Origin of the sequence: Methylobacillus rhizosphaerae, assembly GCF_900187985.1 — a bacterium.
Taxonomy (GTDB): Bacteria; Pseudomonadota; Gammaproteobacteria; order Burkholderiales; family Methylophilaceae; genus Methylobacillus; species Methylobacillus rhizosphaerae.
This window is the reverse complement of record NZ_FZOA01000001.1, coordinates 279760-293855: the sequence shown is the minus strand read 5'-3', so window position 1 is coordinate 293855 and position 14096 is coordinate 279760. Positions and strand designations below refer to the sequence as shown.

The following is a 14096-nucleotide window of genomic DNA, read 5'->3' as shown; positions in this document are numbered from 1 at the left end:
TTACTTATCTCAGTTTCAAAGTGGACAGGCCGACCAGCACCAGCATCATGGTGATGATCCAGAACCTCACCACCACTTGTGTTTCTTTCCATCCCTTGAGCTCGTAATGGTGGTGCAAGGGCGCCATGCGGAAAATCCGTTTGCCGGTCAGCTTGAATGACGCAACCTGCAACATCACCGAAATTGTCTCCATGACGAACACACCACCCATGATAAACAGCACAATTTCCTGCCGCACGATCACGGCAACCGTTCCCAAGGCGGCGCCAAGGGCCAGTGCCCCGACATCACCCATGAATACTTCTGCCGGATACGCATTGAACCAGAGGAAACCCAGCCCGGCTCCGCCAATCGCCGCACAAAACACAGCCAGCTCCCCGGCGCCAGGCACATAGGGCACCCCGAGATATTTGGAAAAGTACAAATGGCCTGCCACATAGGCGAATACAGCCAGGGCACTCGCCACCATGACAGTAGGCATGATGGCCAGGCCATCCAGGCCATCTGTCAGGTTGACTGCATTACTGGTACCGACAATCACGAAATAGGTCAGCACAACAAAACTGACCACGCCCAATGGCAGCATCAGGTGCTTGAAGAAAGGCACGATCAATTGGGTCTCAGCAGGTGTAGTAGCCGTCTGGAACAGGTATATGGCGACACCGGCGCCGATCAGTGATTGCCAGAAATACTTGGCCCGTGCTGACAAACCCTTGGGATTGCGGTACACCACTTTGCGCCAGTCATCTATCAGGCCGATCACGCCGAATCCAAGGGTGGTGATCAATACCACCCAGATAAATCGATTGGAGAGATCAGCCCAGAGCAATGTCGATACGGCAATCGCAATCAGGATCAACGCCCCGCCCATGGTCGGTGTACCGGCCTTGACCAAGTGGGTCTGCGGACCATCGTCACGCACAGCCTGCCCTACTTTGCATTCAGTCAGCTTGCGGATCAACGCCGGGCCAACCAGAAATGAAATGGCCAGCGCCGTCAGCGTGGCCATGACAGCACGCAGCGTAATATAGTTGAACACATTGAAACCGCGGATATCCTGGGCCAGCCAGCCAGCAAGTTCAAGCAACATATGATTTCTCCTTGTTATTATCTTGCAGCTGCTCCACGACACGCTCCATACGCATGAAACGCGACCCTTTGACCAGCACACTGGTATTCGCGTCCAATACTGGCAGCAATGCTATGACCAAATCCTCCACACTCTCATAATGGCTGGCGCCATCGCCATAGGCCCGAACAGTCTCAGGAGTCAGGGTACCCAGCGTATACAACCCGTCCAATCCAGCCGCTTTGGCATATACGCCAAGCTCAGCATGCAGGGCTGATTCATCTGCACCAAGCTCACCCATGTCACCCATGACCAATAAGCGCTTGCCAGACTGGCTAGCCAGTACATCAATCGCTGCCCGCATGGAAGCCGGATTGGCGTTGTAGGTATCGTCAATCACCAATGCCCCTTGTTTTCCGTACCGGCGCTGCAATCGGCCCTTCACTCCACCGAAACTGGCAAGTCCCGTGACAACAGCATCCAGCGACACCTGCATGGATAGAGCAACAGCACACGCTGCCAAAGCGTTCCTGACATTATGTAAACCAGCCACATGCAATCGTAGTGACCGCTCACCCTCTGGCGTATGCAATTGCAAGTCACTTCCCTCAGGATGCAGGACATATTGCGCTGTCACCTCAGCTTCGGCATTGAGGCCAAAACGCACAATACGGTGCTGCTGCGCCAGGGATTGCCACAAGCCGGAAAATGCATCATCTGCATTGATGACAGCAGTTCCCCCTGCGGCCAGGCCTTCAAATATCTCGCCTTTCGCCTTGGCCACCCCTTCAACAGATCCCAGGCCACCCAAGTGCGCGGATGTCGCATTGTTGACCAACGCTACATCCGGGTGGCCGATATGAGTGAGATAACGGATTTCGCCAGCATGGTTCATCCCCATTTCCACCACGGCATAGCGATGCTGCGCACGCAAGCGCAACAATGTCAGCGGCAGGCCAAGGTCATTGTTGAGATTACCTTGTGTCGCGAGCACAGCACTCTCCGAACCTGCGGCGACTCGCAGAATGGAGGCCAGCATTTCCTTGACGCTGGTCTTGCCATTGCTGCCGGTAACAGCGGCCACAGGAATATTGAATTTTTCACGCCAGTGAGCGGCCAGTTTGCCCAATGCAAGACGGGTATCCTCGACCAACACCGCAGGCCCCACCCCAATGGCATCAGATATCAGCACAGCTGCTGCGCCCTGGCGCAATACGCCCCTGGCATAATCATGTCCGTCAAAATGCTCGCCCTTGATCGCGACAAACAATTGGCCAGCCTCCAGCCTACGGCTGTCGGTCCCGACAGATTGCACCAGCACGTCCTCCCCGATCAGGGTGCCGCCGGAAGCCTGGGCAATTTCTGACATGGTCATCATGCCGCAGCTCCCAATACCCTGGCTGCCACGGCAGCATCATTAAACGGATGCCGAACCCCAGCAATTTCCTGATAATCCTCATGCCCCTTACCGGCAATCAACACCACATCCCCGGCATCTGCCGACATAACTGCCTGAAGAATGGCATTCTCGCGATCAAGCTCCACCTGCGCTGGTCGGTGCAAGCCTGCAACCACATTGGCAACGATGGTTGCCGGATCCTCATCGCGTGGGTTATCAGAAGTCACAATCACTTTATCTGCCAGTCTCGATGCCACTTCTGCCATAAGTGGGCGCTTACCTTTATCCCGATTTCCGCCACATCCAAATACGCAGACCAAACGGCCTTTAACCTGCTCTCGCAAACTCAACAAGGCTTTTTCCAGAGCATCAGGTGTATGAGCGTAATCGACGACTACCAGAGGTTGATGGCCACCACCCAGCTGCTGCATGCGCCCGGGCGCTGGCGTCATATCCGCCAATACACGCACGGCATCTTCCAGCGCCACGCCAGAGACAAGCAAGGTTGCCAACACAGCCAGCAGATTGCTGGCATTGAACCTGCCAACCAGCTTGGCATGCACAGTCGCTGCACCTTGTGGCGTCCGCACCTGCATGCTCATTCCGTCATCATCAAAACATACATCATGGCCGTGCACATCACCGCCATTCAGCCCATAACTGAGAACCGGACGACCTTCAGCCTTGAGCTCATTCAGCACTTCCCGGCCAAACACATCATCATGATTGAGAATGGCAAATTCCAGGCTGGAAAAATTGAACAACTGACGCTTGGCAGCAGCATAGCTGGCCATATCGCCGTGGTAATCAAGATGATCACGCGAAAGATTGGTCAACAAGGCAACCTTGAAAGCAATGCCGCTGACACGCCCCTGGTCCAAGCCATGCGATGAAACTTCCATTGCCACTACTTCAGCGCCACTGTCCACATATTCAGACAATATGCGCTGCAACTGCACAGGATCTGGCGTCGTGTTAACAGCAGCAGATAATGCGCCGGGAAATCCATTACCCAGGGTTCCAATCATGACGGCCTTGCGCTGCAAGGCATTGAATGATTGCGCCAGCCAATGGCTGCATGAGGTTTTGCCATTGGTACCTGTCACGCCGATCGCCCAGAGTCGACGTGAAGGATGGCCATAAAACTCCCCAGCCAACACACTGGCCTGCTGACGCAATGCTGCAACAGGCTGATTTTCAATATTCCAGGCAGGGTTCCATTCAAACCCCTCTTGCTCCCACAGCACGCCAGAAGCCCCATCTGCAATTGCCTGGCCGATGAACTGGCGGCCATCCACCCGCTCTCCGGGATAGGCCAGGAACAAACTTCCTGCAACAACCTGACGGCTGTCAGTGGTCATGTGTGTGAACTTGCTGAAATCAAGGCTAGCCTGGCTCATACCATCTCCTTGACTTCAGGCAGATCATCCGCCGGAATCACGATATTATTGTTTGGCGCATCCTGCGGCACTGCCAACATGCGCAACGCACCCGCCATGACTTTGCTGAACACAGGTGCGGCCACGGTGCCACCGTAATATTTACCACCACTGGGGTCATCAATCATCACGGCAATGATCAAGCGCGGATTAGAGGCGGGTGCGAACCCCACAAATGACGATACATAATGATTGGCCTGGTAGCCGCCGACGCCCGGCTTATGCGCAGTGCCTGTCTTGCCTCCCACACGATATCCCAGCACCTGTGCCCGCAATGCCGTTCCACCAGGCTGAACTACTGTTTCCATCATGGCTTTGAGGCTATTGGCTGTGGCAGGGGTATATACTTTATGACCGACCGGGGATTCCTTGAGCTTCAGCAAGGAGACGGGCAACAACACACCATCATTGGTAAATACTGTATAAGCACGTGCCAGTTGTAGCAGGGTCATACTCAACCCATGGCCATAAGACATGGTAGCCTGCTCAATCGGGCGCCATGTCTTGTAATTACGTAACCTCCCTGATGCCTCCCCGGGGAATCCTACCCGGGTAGGTGTGCCAAAGCCCAGCTGGTTGAATACACCCCAAAGATATTGCGGCTCCAGGCTCAATGCCATTTTGGCCGAACCGATATTGGAGGACTTTTGTATGACCTGCGCCACTGTCAGCAAACCTTGAGCGTGCGCATCACGAATTGTCGCCCGCCCGATACGCATGGAGCCGGGTGCTGTATCGATCACGGTATCGGCCCTGTAGCGCCCACTGTCCATAGCAGCCGCTGCTGTAAATGGCTTCATGGTGGAACCAGGCTCAAACGTATCCACAATGGCACGGTTACGCGAGCGTCCACCGGTCAGATTCACTGGGTTATTCGGGTTGTAGCTTGGCAAATTGGCCATGGCCAGAACTTCACCCGTTTTCGCATCCAACACAACGGCAGAACCAGCCTTGGCTTTATGCTCTTCCACTGCAGCGGCCAGTTCACGATATGCCAGATACTGGATTCTTCTGTCGATGGAAAGCGTGAGATCACGGCCATCCTGAGGCACTTTGACAGCTTCGAGATCCTCGACAATTCTGCCCTGCCTATCCTTGATTACACGTCGACTGCCAGCCTTCCCGGACAACCAAGCCTGGGAATGCAGCTCAAATCCTTCCTGCCCATTGTCATCAATTCCAGTAAACCCGACCAAGTGAGCCGTTACATCCCCAGCCGGATAGTAGCGTCGATACTCGCGCTGCATGAATACCCCCGGAATGCCGATACTCATCACCTTAGCCGCTGTTTCTGGCGACAAACGACGCTTGAGGTAAACAAACTCACGCTGTGTATTATCAAACTTAGATTTGATTACATTAGGTTTGACCTTGAGGATGGAAGCAAGCTTCGCCAACTGCTCAGGCAGCACTTTGACATCTGGCGGACTTGCCCAGATAGACTCTACTGGCGTGCTGATGGCAAGTGGCTCACCATGCCGGTCAGTAATTTTGCCTCTATGGGCAGGTAATACCAGCACTCGACTATAGCGTGCATCGCCTTTCTGCTGCAGAAAGGACTTATGGACACTTTGCAGGTAGACGCTGCGTCCCAGCAGGATACCAAATCCCAGCAACACGCATCCCAACAGAAAACGTCGACGCCAGACAGGCAGCCGGACTATCGCACGCGGTTTTGAGCCATGGTGCATGCGCATGGAATGCATCATGGTGCAACCACCTGTATCCGTTTGGCGTCAGGCACCTGCATATTAAGACGCTTCTCTGCAATCCGCTCGATACGGGAATGCATCGCCCAGGTACTCTGTTCCAGCTGCAATTGCCCCCACTCAATCTCATACTGTTTAGCATTGTCTTCTTGCTGCTGCAGCTCTATATAAAGCTTGCGCGCCTTATGCTGGGACGTAATCACTCCCAGTGCGGTCACTATCAAGACAAAAAACAGGATCAAGTTCAGCTTGGTCATCATTGTATTGCCGTCCGCTCTGCCACTCGCAATACCGCACTGCGCGAACGCGGGTTACGCTTGATCTCAGCCTCTCCAGGACGAATTGCCTTACCCACCATTTTCAATCTGGGTTGAGGCAAGTCCTTTGCCAGCACCGGGAAATTTGCAGGCAAATCATCCCTATCCTGCTCGGCACGGATGAATCGCTTCACAATACGATCCTCGAGCGAATGAAAACTGATCACTGCAAGCCTTCCTTGCGGAGCAAGCACTGACATACATTGCGGCAATATCAGCGATAATTCCTCAAGCTCCTGATTGAGGAAAATCCGTAAAGCCTGAAAGGTGCGCGTCGCCGGATCTTGGCCAGGCTCGACTTTGGGGACCGCCCCTGCCACGATCTTGGCAAGTTGTCCGGTAGTGGAGATGACCACCCCTCCTGCGCGCTGCGCAATAATCGCCCTTGCAATCTGCTTAGCAAACCGTTCTTCACCATATTCCTTTATCACCCCCATCAGTTCCTGCTCTGTTGTTGATGCAATGAACTCGGCCGCAGTCTGTCCACGACTCTGATCCATGCGCATATCGAGCGGACCATCAAACCTGAAACTAAATCCACGCTCACCTTCATCAATCTGCGGAGATGAAATCCCCAGATCAAGCAATACCCCATCCACTTTTTGAATGTGCATATCTGCCAGTACATCTGCCATCGCAGCAAAATGACTGTGAACAATTGTGAACCTGGCATCCCTGATACTATCAGCGGCCCTAATGGCCGCCATATCTCGATCCAGTGCAATCAAACGTCCATCAGCCCCCAAGTGCTCAAGTACCCTGCGGCTATGGCCTCCACGCCCAAAAGTACCATCCACATAGGTTCCATGCGGCTTGATCGCCAATCCATCCACTGCCTCGTCCAACAAAACCGTGACATGAGGAGAAGTTTGCACAGCAGACTCACGACTGACACTCACAGCGAGAACCCTCCGAGCTCGACGGGCAACTCCATCGCCCCATCCATCATGACCTGTTGCAATTGCTGCTGCCATGCCTCTGCACTCCAGAGCTCGAAGTGACTACCCTGCCCGACCAGCATGACCTGCTTTTCCAGCCCCGCAAACTCGCGCAATACAGGCGAAACCAGCAAGCGGCCAGCGCCATCCAGATCAACATCTTCCGCAAAACCCACCAACAACCGCTGTAACGCACTGGATTGCCGATCAAAACTAGACAAGGCCATGATCTTGGCCTGAATTGGCTCCCAGGCGGGCTGGGGATACAGAAGCAAGCAGCGGTGAAGATGCGCCGTCAGAACCAGATGTCCCTCACTTTGAGCGTGCAGGGCGACACGGTGCTTAGCTGGCACAGCCAGCCTGCCTTTGGCATCCATATTCAAAGATGTCGCACCGCGAAACATGAGGGTCCTTTTCATCATCCCGACACCACCTCGCAAAGGCATCGGCAATTCCATTGAAAGAAAATGCAGCTCTAAGGAAACGCCAGCTGATCTGGAGATGAGCAATCAACTTTCAGCTGGCAATACCCACAAAACCCCACTTTTCTCCACTAGCACCCACTATAGATAAAAAAAAACCGCTATGCAAGGGCTTTTTTAAGGATTTTCCTTTACAGGACAATGACTTAGCTTATTTTGCTTGAGAAAAATTTTCCCTTAATAAATAAGGAGATAGAAAATGAACTGAAAGTTATGCGTGAGAAAAGGCCGAGAGGTGACTGAATCTTGGTATATGGATTATTGCAGTGGAAGGAAACTATAGATATTCAATTTTTAAGTAGAGAAAAGAAGTTGGCCGATAAGCCGGGTTTTGTACCTACAATGCAGGCGGCAGCCATTCATCTAGATCCTGGGTTGCCCCAGGATTCAAGCAACCTACCCGGTAGCAGCGCGAGCCACGCCATTGCTACCCTATTTGGTCTTGCTCCGGATGGAGGTTACCGCGTTTCACATCCACCTTACGGTTTACTCGTCTCTGTGGCCCTATTCCTCGCCTCACGGCGTACGGCCGTTAGCCGTCATCCCGCTCTATGGAGCCCGGACTTTCCTCCCCTTGCTTGCGCAAGCGGCGGCTGCCTGGCCAACTTCTGCGGCAAGTTTACCATAGACAACCTCCTCACCGCAGGGCTGATGATCCAATCATCAGCAAGATCAATACAGGAAACCCGCTGGAGTTATTTCAAACGCCAGCTAATAACGCCCCCTGCCCGCAATGGGATCAGCTCATCCCCAGCAAAAGGCAAACTTTCCGGTACATTCCACTCCACCTTTTCCAGGGTGATCTGGTCAGCATTTCGCGGCAGGCCATAAAAATCCGCCCCATAAAAACTGGAGAAGCCTTCCAGCTTATCCAGCGCCCCGACAGCATCAAATGCTTCTGCATACAGCTCAATTCCCGCATGTGCGGTGTACATGCCGGCACAGCCGCACGCTGCTTCCTTAGCTGATTTCGGATGTGGCGCGCTGTCAGTCCCAAGAAAGAACTTCGGGCTGCCAGATATTGCAGCCGCTACCAATGACTCCCTGTGCTCTTCACGCTTGAGAACAGGGAGGCAGTAATGATGGGGGCGCATGCCACCCGCAAACATGGCATTGCGATTCATCAACAAATGATGCGCCGTAATAGTGGCAGCCACACGCCCGGGCGCCTGCGTCACAAAGTCGGCAGCGTCCTTGGTCGTGATATGCTCAAACACTACTCTCAACCCTTGGAAGCGCTCCAGCAATGGCACCATATTGCGATCAATGAACACTTTTTCGCGATCAAACACATCAATATCCGCATCAGTCACCTCAGCATGCACCAACAAAGGTATGCCATGTTTTTCCATTGCTTCCAGCGCCTTGACACAGTGCCCCAGATTGGTCACCCCGGAATCCGAATTGGTGGTTGCTCCTGCAGGATAGAGTTTGACGCCATGCACAATCCCACTTTCCTTGGCGCGGACAATATCCTCGGCGCTAGTCCGGTCTGTCAGATAGAGCGTCATCAACGGATCAAAGCTGCCCCCCGCGGGCAACACCCGGACAATACGCTCGCGGTATGCTGCCGCCAGCTCAACATTAGTGACAGGAGGACGAAGGTTAGGCATGACAATGGCCCGCCCGAACCGCTGTACCGTATCAGGCAGCACAGCAGACAAGGCCGCACCATCCCGTAAATGCAAATGCCAGTCATCCGGGCGTGTGATCGTGATTACTTTACTCATGAAATTCTCTGATTTAATTGTATTAATGCAATTCTGACTGCTTGATTCTCAAGGCCAGTTCATACAGCATATTCTTCTTACTGCCTGTAATTTCAGTGGCAAGCTTGACTGCTTGCTTCAATGGCAGCTCAGCAAGCAGCAATCTCAACACCTTTTCAGATTCAGCATCAAGCAAGCCATCGTCTTGAGCCACCGCCGGCTCAAGCAACAGGACAAACTCACCCCGCTGCCGATTGGCATCGGCGGCAAGCCAATCTCCGGCATCCGCCAGCGGCAAGCTGTGTATGGTTTCGAAGGTCTTGGTCAGCTCGCGTGCAATTGTCAGCATGCGCTCTCCGCCAAACACAGTCGCCATATCAGCAATACTGGCCACCACGCGGTGCGGAGCTTCGTAGAATACAACGGTCACACGTGCCTCTTCCAGCCCCTGCAATACAGCTCGCCGCTGACCGCCGCTGGCTGGCAGAAAACCATGAAAATGAAATCCGGGTCGCACAATACCTGCCGCCGACAATGCAGCAATCACCGCAGACGCCCCCGGAACAGGCACCACCTTGATTCCGACTTCATGCGCCATAGAAACCAGCACGGCACCCGGATCACTGATCCCCGGCGTTCCTGCATCGCTGACCAATGCCACGGATTCTCCGGCCTGAAGCCGCTGAATCAGCTGCTCACCTGCCTTGCGTTCATTGTGTTCGTGCACGGCCAGCAGCTTTTTCTGGATGGCAAAATGCGATAGCAAACCTGATGTATGCCGGGTATCCTCTGCTGCCACCACATCCACAGCCTTGAGTACATCCAGTGCCCGCAGGGTAATATCCTGCAGGTTCCCAATCGGTGTCGCAACCACATATAATGTTCCACTATGACTCAACGACTGCTAACCCTTCTTTGTTTATCATGGCTGTTGCTCGTGCTCACAACCCACGCCACAGCGGCCCCGGCTGACACGCATACCGCGCCAGAGGCCCAATTCCGTTCGGGCGTTACCTGTCTGCAAAACCAGGATGCCGCATGCGCCAGGCTGGCACTGAACAAGATTCCCAGCCAATCAGCCTACGCCAAGGTACTCGCCGGTGCAATTGCAGTCAGCGAACAGGATTTTGATACTGCCTTCAGTCTGCTGCTGCCTCTGCACTCCAGCACAACGCTTCATGATGAAGCAGCTGCAATTTTACACTCAAGCCTGGCTATCGCCTACGACAACCAGGCAGATACATTGCGCGCGCTTGAACAACGCACTGCCGCAGAGCGCTTCCTGCAGTCCGACGAACAACTGCACCAACACCATACCGCCATCTGGCACCAGCTATCGACTCTGCCCCGTGATGAGCTGGTCACCATCCGTGGCGAAAGCCCGGATACCGTAGTACAAGGCTGGATTGACCTGGCACTTGCCGCGAAGGAACAAGAAGGCGATGCCTTGAAAAACTGGCCGAACTTCTACCCAGGCCATCCGGCTGCCGATGGATTCAGCCAGGAGCTGCTCACGCAACGTCCAACCTCCCCCTCGGGGCACAACACGACAGCCACTACCCAGACTGGCACAATTGCTATCCTGCTGCCATTTTCCGTAGACATGTACTACCCAGTTTCAGATGCCATTATGCAAGGTTTTTCTGCAGCCCAGGCACAAGCTGGCGATCATCGTGAACTCAGGATATATGCCAGCACAGACGACCCTGCAAGCATCAATGACCTTTACCAGCAGATACAGGCCGATAACGTAGACATGATGCTAGGCCCTTTGACACGCGATGAAATCTCACACCTGAGCCAGCAATCCCCGCCTTCCTTCCCTGTTCTGGCACTCAACCAGGCAGACGACACAGCGGATCAACAACAGAATATTTACCTGTACGGTCAGTCCCTGGAAACAGAGATTGCACAAATCATCAGCACCGCTCAGCGGCTAGGGATGCAATCAGCAACCATCGTTGCCGGTAACAGCCCATTATCCGAACGCATGGCACAATTATTCAACGTCATGTGGCAGGATGCAGGTGGACACACCATTACACCCCCAACACCGACTGAAGATGAAAACGCAGACAGCGAAACCAGCGATGCACAGCCTCAGGCAAACCCGAATCCTGCCGACATGATCTTTCTGGCAGCCAACAGCGAAGAAGCCAGCAGAATTCGTCCTCACCTGGATACTGCGACCCCCACATTTTCCATATCCCATATTTACTCTGGCATGGCGCAAGACCCTGACAACTCAGCACTCAATGCCATACGTTTTCTGGATATGCCTTGGCTGCTACAACCGGATGCCAAGCAATTCTCCATGTTCAAGGAGGCAGCTTCCGGCTTGCCCCCGGGTGAAATGCAGCGATGGTTTGCGTTGGGAGCGGATGCTTACCGCATTCTGGACCACCTCAACCGGAATCCTGAGCAAGCACTCACTTTCCAGGGTCTGACCGGAAAAATCGAGATCAGCACCGATGGTAGAATTCATCGCACGCTTGCCACAGGGCGATTCAGCACAGAAGGTGTCATACTGGAAACCATGCCTTGAAACAGATTGGGGACAACGCAGAAATAATTGCCGGCCGCTATCTGGAGTCCCATGGTTTAAGGCTGATCAATCGCAATTATCGCTGCCGCTTCGGCGAAATAGACCTGATCATGCAACAAGGAGATATCATTGTCTTCATCGAGGTCCGCATGCGAAGCCATCTGCAGTTTGGCGGTGCTGCGGCAAGCATTACCCCGAGCAAACAACAGAAACTCATCCGTACTGCCGAACATTTTCTGCAACAACATGGCAATACAGCATGCCGTTTTGATGCCATACTGATGAACAAGCTGGATACTGATCAGATAGAGTGGATCACCAACGCATTCAGCGCATGACAGTAATGCATCACAATTATTCAAACCCGATATGACCGACCTCAATACCCGTATTACCGCTCATTTTGAAGAGAGTGGACGCCTCAAGCTGGCACTGGCAGAGCTACTAGCATCCCCCATCGCCAGCTCTGCAGAAATCATTGTACAAGCCCTGCTCAACGAAAAAAAAATCCTCACATGTGGCAATGGCGGCTCCGCTTCCAGCGCCCAATATTTTGCCTCCCGCATGCTGAATCGCTATGATCTCGAACGGCCAGGTTTGGCTGCCATCGCATTGCCAGCAGACATATCCACCCTGACATCCATTGCCAATGACAGCCACTTTGAACAAGTATTCGCTCGTCAGATCACGGCACTGGGTCATCATGGCGATATCTTGCTGGCCCTGAGTACCAGCGGCAACTCCAGCAATATCCTGCAAGCCATCTCAGCTGCCAAGGATAGCGGCATGCAAGTCATTGCACTCAGTGGTGGCGATGGTGGAGATCTGATGGAACTTCTGACGGATGATGATATCCATATCGGAGTGCCGCATGAGCATCCTGCCAGGATTCAGGAAGTATATATTTTGACTTTGCATTGCCTTTGCGATGCAATTGATTGTCTTTTACTAGGAGTAAATTAAGATGCGTGCAATCAGCCCCCTTTTACTAGCCTTGGTATTGTCCAGCCAGCTTGCGGCCTGCATCCCTGCCGTGATCGGAGGCGCCGCTGCAGGTGGCGCCATGGCAGCAGACCGTCGGACTTCCGGCATTTATATTGAAGATGAGAACATCGAGCTCAAGGCTTCAAACCGGATTTCCCAGGAACTCGGTGAAAAGAACCATATCAACGTCACCAGCTTCAACCGCAGCGTATTGCTGACAGGCGAGGCCGCTGATGCCGCCAGCAAAGAAGCCGCTGAGAAAGCCGTACGCGGTGTTGATAATGTCGTCAACATCACAAACGAAATCGTGATTGACACCAAGAGCACATTCAGCGAGCGCAACAACGACGCTTACATCACGTCCAAGGTCAAAGCACGGATGCTGAAGGAAAACCGCTTCCCAGCCAATTATGTCAAGGTCGTCACTGAAGCTACCACTGTGTTCCTGATGGGTATTGTGTCGCAGCAGGAAGCAGCAGATGCTGTCGACATTGCACGCAGCACCAGCGGTGTCGGCAAGGTAGTCAAGGTCTTCGAATACACTGACTAAACAACCCGCACTCAATCCACTCCAGCAGTGGATTGAGTGCTAAAATTATTAACAGCATGACATTTAATGGCTATCGGCATGAGCACTGCAGAAAAATCCGGAATCAATGAAATCATCATCCAAGGCCTGACACGCGCAGGCAAACCATTCCGCCCAAGTGACTGGGTAGACAGGATGTGCAGTACCTATGCAAGTTTTGGCGCAGACCGCAAGTTGCGTTATTCGCCCTACCTCAAGCCACGCGTGATAGAAGGCGTACGTTGCCTGGCTGTGGATCTCAAGCTCCAGGACACAAATCCGGAGGGATTCAAGCAGCTTATGCACTTCGTGGAAGAAAACCAATTAAACGTTCTTGATGCAGCTGGCAACAGTATCGCTGCTCCAAACTGATCAGGAATACACTTCACTTGCGGGATTTTTTTCGCTAGGATAGCGAAATTGTCTGGTTCTTTTACCTCCAATCACTATCCAGAGATAAACAACCCGGCGTAACCATATCATTATCCAGAGGTTCACATGAGCGATCATATTATTCACATCAGCGACGACGCATTCGATCATGAAGTATTACAGTCCCAGGTACCGGTTCTGCTGGACTACTGGGCACCGTGGTGCGGTCCATGCAAAATGATCGCTCCCATTCTTGATGAAGTCGCACAGGAATATGCTGGTCGTCTGAAAATTGCAAAAATCAATATTGATGACCATCCCGTCACTCCGCAGAAATACGGTGTTCGCGGCATTCCAACCCTAATGCTGTTCAAGAACGGCAATGTTGAAGCACAAAAGGTCGGCGCACTTTCCAAATCGCAGTTGACCGCATTTATTGACAGCAATATCTAATCACGCTACTCTGACGCCAGGTTTCAGTAAATCCAAGTATCAATCGCCTGGAAACCTGGCGCAAATTCTTCAAACAATCCCCGTCTTTCGCAATACTTCTGATTCCCGTAGA

The 14096-nt window shown here is 53.1% G+C and carries 15 protein-coding genes and 1 other RNA gene; 6 read left to right on the top strand and 10 right to left on the bottom strand.

Annotated elements, in window-relative coordinates:
* Window positions 1-4 precede the first annotated feature (4 nt).
* The 10 genes from mraY to rsmI all read right to left on the bottom strand — a co-directional run bounded on the left by mraY (window position 5) and on the right by rsmI (window position 9960).
* The gene (mraY, locus tag CHB59_RS01455; RefSeq protein WP_089374443.1) at window positions 5-1090 is read right to left on the bottom strand and encodes a phospho-N-acetylmuramoyl-pentapeptide-transferase; all 1086 of its coding nucleotides are present in this window, start codon (window positions 1088-1090) and stop codon (window positions 5-7) included.
* Window positions 1080-2447 (bottom strand): UDP-N-acetylmuramoyl-tripeptide--D-alanyl-D-alanine ligase, encoded by a 1368-nt coding sequence (locus tag CHB59_RS01450; protein ID WP_089374442.1) that lies wholly within the window; start codon window positions 2445-2447, stop codon window positions 1080-1082. The genes mraY and CHB59_RS01450 overlap by 11 nt, the downstream gene beginning before the upstream one ends.
* A complete protein-coding gene (locus CHB59_RS01445; RefSeq protein ID WP_089374441.1) occupies window positions 2444-3868 on the bottom strand; it encodes a UDP-N-acetylmuramoyl-L-alanyl-D-glutamate--2,6-diaminopimelate ligase in 1425 nt (474 codons plus the stop codon). Before CHB59_RS01445 ends, CHB59_RS01450 begins: the two co-directional genes overlap by 4 nt.
* A complete protein-coding gene (locus tag CHB59_RS01440; protein ID WP_089374440.1) occupies window positions 3865-5616 on the bottom strand; it encodes a peptidoglycan D,D-transpeptidase FtsI family protein in 1752 nt (583 codons plus the stop codon). Before CHB59_RS01440 ends, CHB59_RS01445 begins: the two co-directional genes overlap by 4 nt.
* Window positions 5613-5873 (bottom strand): cell division protein FtsL, encoded by a 261-nt coding sequence (gene ftsL, locus CHB59_RS01435; protein WP_089374605.1) that lies wholly within the window; start codon window positions 5871-5873, stop codon window positions 5613-5615. Before ftsL ends, CHB59_RS01440 begins: the two co-directional genes overlap by 4 nt.
* Entirely contained in the window at window positions 5873-6907 is a 1035-nt protein-coding gene (rsmH, locus tag CHB59_RS01430) for a 16S rRNA (cytosine(1402)-N(4))-methyltransferase RsmH (RefSeq protein ID WP_089374439.1), read from the bottom strand. The genes ftsL and rsmH overlap by 1 nt, the downstream gene beginning before the upstream one ends.
* Window positions 6829-7275 carry a division/cell wall cluster transcriptional repressor MraZ gene (gene mraZ, locus CHB59_RS01425; protein ID WP_089374604.1) on the bottom strand — a complete coding sequence of 149 codons (447 nt, stop codon included), beginning with the start codon at window positions 7273-7275 and terminating at the stop codon, window positions 6829-6831. The genes rsmH and mraZ overlap by 79 nt, the downstream gene beginning before the upstream one ends.
* Before the next feature lie 382 nt (window positions 7276-7657).
* Window positions 7658-7962: RNase P RNA component class A (gene rnpB / locus CHB59_RS01420), an RNA gene on the bottom strand.
* Between the two features lie 86 nt (window positions 7963-8048).
* On the bottom strand, window positions 8049-9083 hold the full coding sequence (pyrC, locus tag CHB59_RS01415; protein WP_089374438.1) for a dihydroorotase: 1035 nt from the start codon (window positions 9081-9083) through the stop codon (window positions 8049-8051).
* A 22-nt stretch (window positions 9084-9105) separates the two neighbouring features.
* On the bottom strand, window positions 9106-9960 hold the full coding sequence (gene rsmI, locus CHB59_RS01410) for a 16S rRNA (cytidine(1402)-2'-O)-methyltransferase (RefSeq protein ID WP_089374437.1): 855 nt from the start codon (window positions 9958-9960) through the stop codon (window positions 9106-9108).
* A gap of 39 nt (window positions 9961-9999) precedes the next feature.
* On the opposite strand from rsmI, the gene CHB59_RS01405 reads away from it, so the two are divergent.
* The 6 genes from CHB59_RS01405 to trxA all read left to right on the top strand — a co-directional run bounded on the left by CHB59_RS01405 (window position 10000) and on the right by trxA (window position 13984).
* A complete protein-coding gene (locus tag CHB59_RS01405; RefSeq protein ID WP_179212028.1) occupies window positions 10000-11607 on the top strand; it encodes a penicillin-binding protein activator in 1608 nt (535 codons plus the stop codon).
* Window positions 11604-11945 carry a YraN family protein gene (locus CHB59_RS01400; RefSeq protein WP_089374435.1) on the top strand — a complete coding sequence of 114 codons (342 nt, stop codon included), beginning with the start codon at window positions 11604-11606 and terminating at the stop codon, window positions 11943-11945. Before CHB59_RS01405 ends, CHB59_RS01400 begins: the two co-directional genes overlap by 4 nt.
* 31 nt (window positions 11946-11976) lie before the next feature.
* Window positions 11977-12570 (top strand): SIS domain-containing protein, encoded by a 594-nt coding sequence (locus tag CHB59_RS01395; RefSeq protein ID WP_089374434.1) that lies wholly within the window; start codon window positions 11977-11979, stop codon window positions 12568-12570.
* Between the two features lies 1 nt (window position 12571).
* Window positions 12572-13141 (top strand): BON domain-containing protein, encoded by a 570-nt coding sequence (locus CHB59_RS01390; RefSeq protein ID WP_089374433.1) that lies wholly within the window; start codon window positions 12572-12574, stop codon window positions 13139-13141.
* Between the two features lie 78 nt (window positions 13142-13219).
* The gene (locus CHB59_RS01385) at window positions 13220-13531 is read left to right on the top strand and encodes a DUF3579 domain-containing protein (protein ID WP_089374603.1); all 312 of its coding nucleotides are present in this window, start codon (window positions 13220-13222) and stop codon (window positions 13529-13531) included.
* A 126-nt stretch (window positions 13532-13657) separates the two neighbouring features.
* Window positions 13658-13984, top strand: a complete 327-nt coding sequence (gene trxA, locus CHB59_RS01380) for a thioredoxin TrxA (RefSeq protein WP_089374432.1) — start codon at window positions 13658-13660, stop codon at window positions 13982-13984.
* Window positions 13985-14096 lie beyond the last annotated feature (112 nt).

What these genes read in the sequence shown, in the direction of transcription:
- mraY (WP_089374443.1), bottom strand. Translation starts at nt 1,090, where the DNA reads ATGTTGCTTGAACTTGCTGGCTGGCTGGCCCAGGATATCCGCGGTTTC.
- CHB59_RS01450 (WP_089374442.1), bottom strand. Translation starts at nt 2,447, where the DNA reads ATGATGACCATGTCAGAAATTGCCCAGGCTTCCGGCGGCACCCTGATC.
- CHB59_RS01445 (WP_089374441.1), bottom strand. Translation starts at nt 3,868, where the DNA reads ATGAGCCAGGCTAGCCTTGATTTCAGCAAGTTCACACACATGACCACT.
- CHB59_RS01440 (WP_089374440.1), bottom strand. Translation starts at nt 5,616, where the DNA reads ATGATGCATTCCATGCGCATGCACCATGGCTCAAAACCGCGTGCGATA.
- ftsL (WP_089374605.1), bottom strand. Translation starts at nt 5,873, where the DNA reads ATGACCAAGCTGAACTTGATCCTGTTTTTTGTCTTGATAGTGACCGCA.
- rsmH (WP_089374439.1), bottom strand. Translation starts at nt 6,907, where the DNA reads ATGGCAGCAGCAATTGCAACAGGTCATGATGGATGGGGCGATGGAGTT.
- mraZ (WP_089374604.1), bottom strand. Translation starts at nt 7,275, where the DNA reads ATGTTTCGCGGTGCGACATCTTTGAATATGGATGCCAAAGGCAGGCTG.
- pyrC (WP_089374438.1), bottom strand. Translation starts at nt 9,083, where the DNA reads ATGAGTAAAGTAATCACGATCACACGCCCGGATGACTGGCATTTGCAT.
- CHB59_RS01395 (WP_089374434.1), top strand. Translation starts at nt 11,977, where the DNA reads ATGACCGACCTCAATACCCGTATTACCGCTCATTTTGAAGAGAGTGGA.
- CHB59_RS01390 (WP_089374433.1), top strand. Translation starts at nt 12,572, where the DNA reads ATGCGTGCAATCAGCCCCCTTTTACTAGCCTTGGTATTGTCCAGCCAG.
- CHB59_RS01385 (WP_089374603.1), top strand. Translation starts at nt 13,220, where the DNA reads ATGAGCACTGCAGAAAAATCCGGAATCAATGAAATCATCATCCAAGGC.
- trxA (WP_089374432.1), top strand. Translation starts at nt 13,658, where the DNA reads ATGAGCGATCATATTATTCACATCAGCGACGACGCATTCGATCATGAA.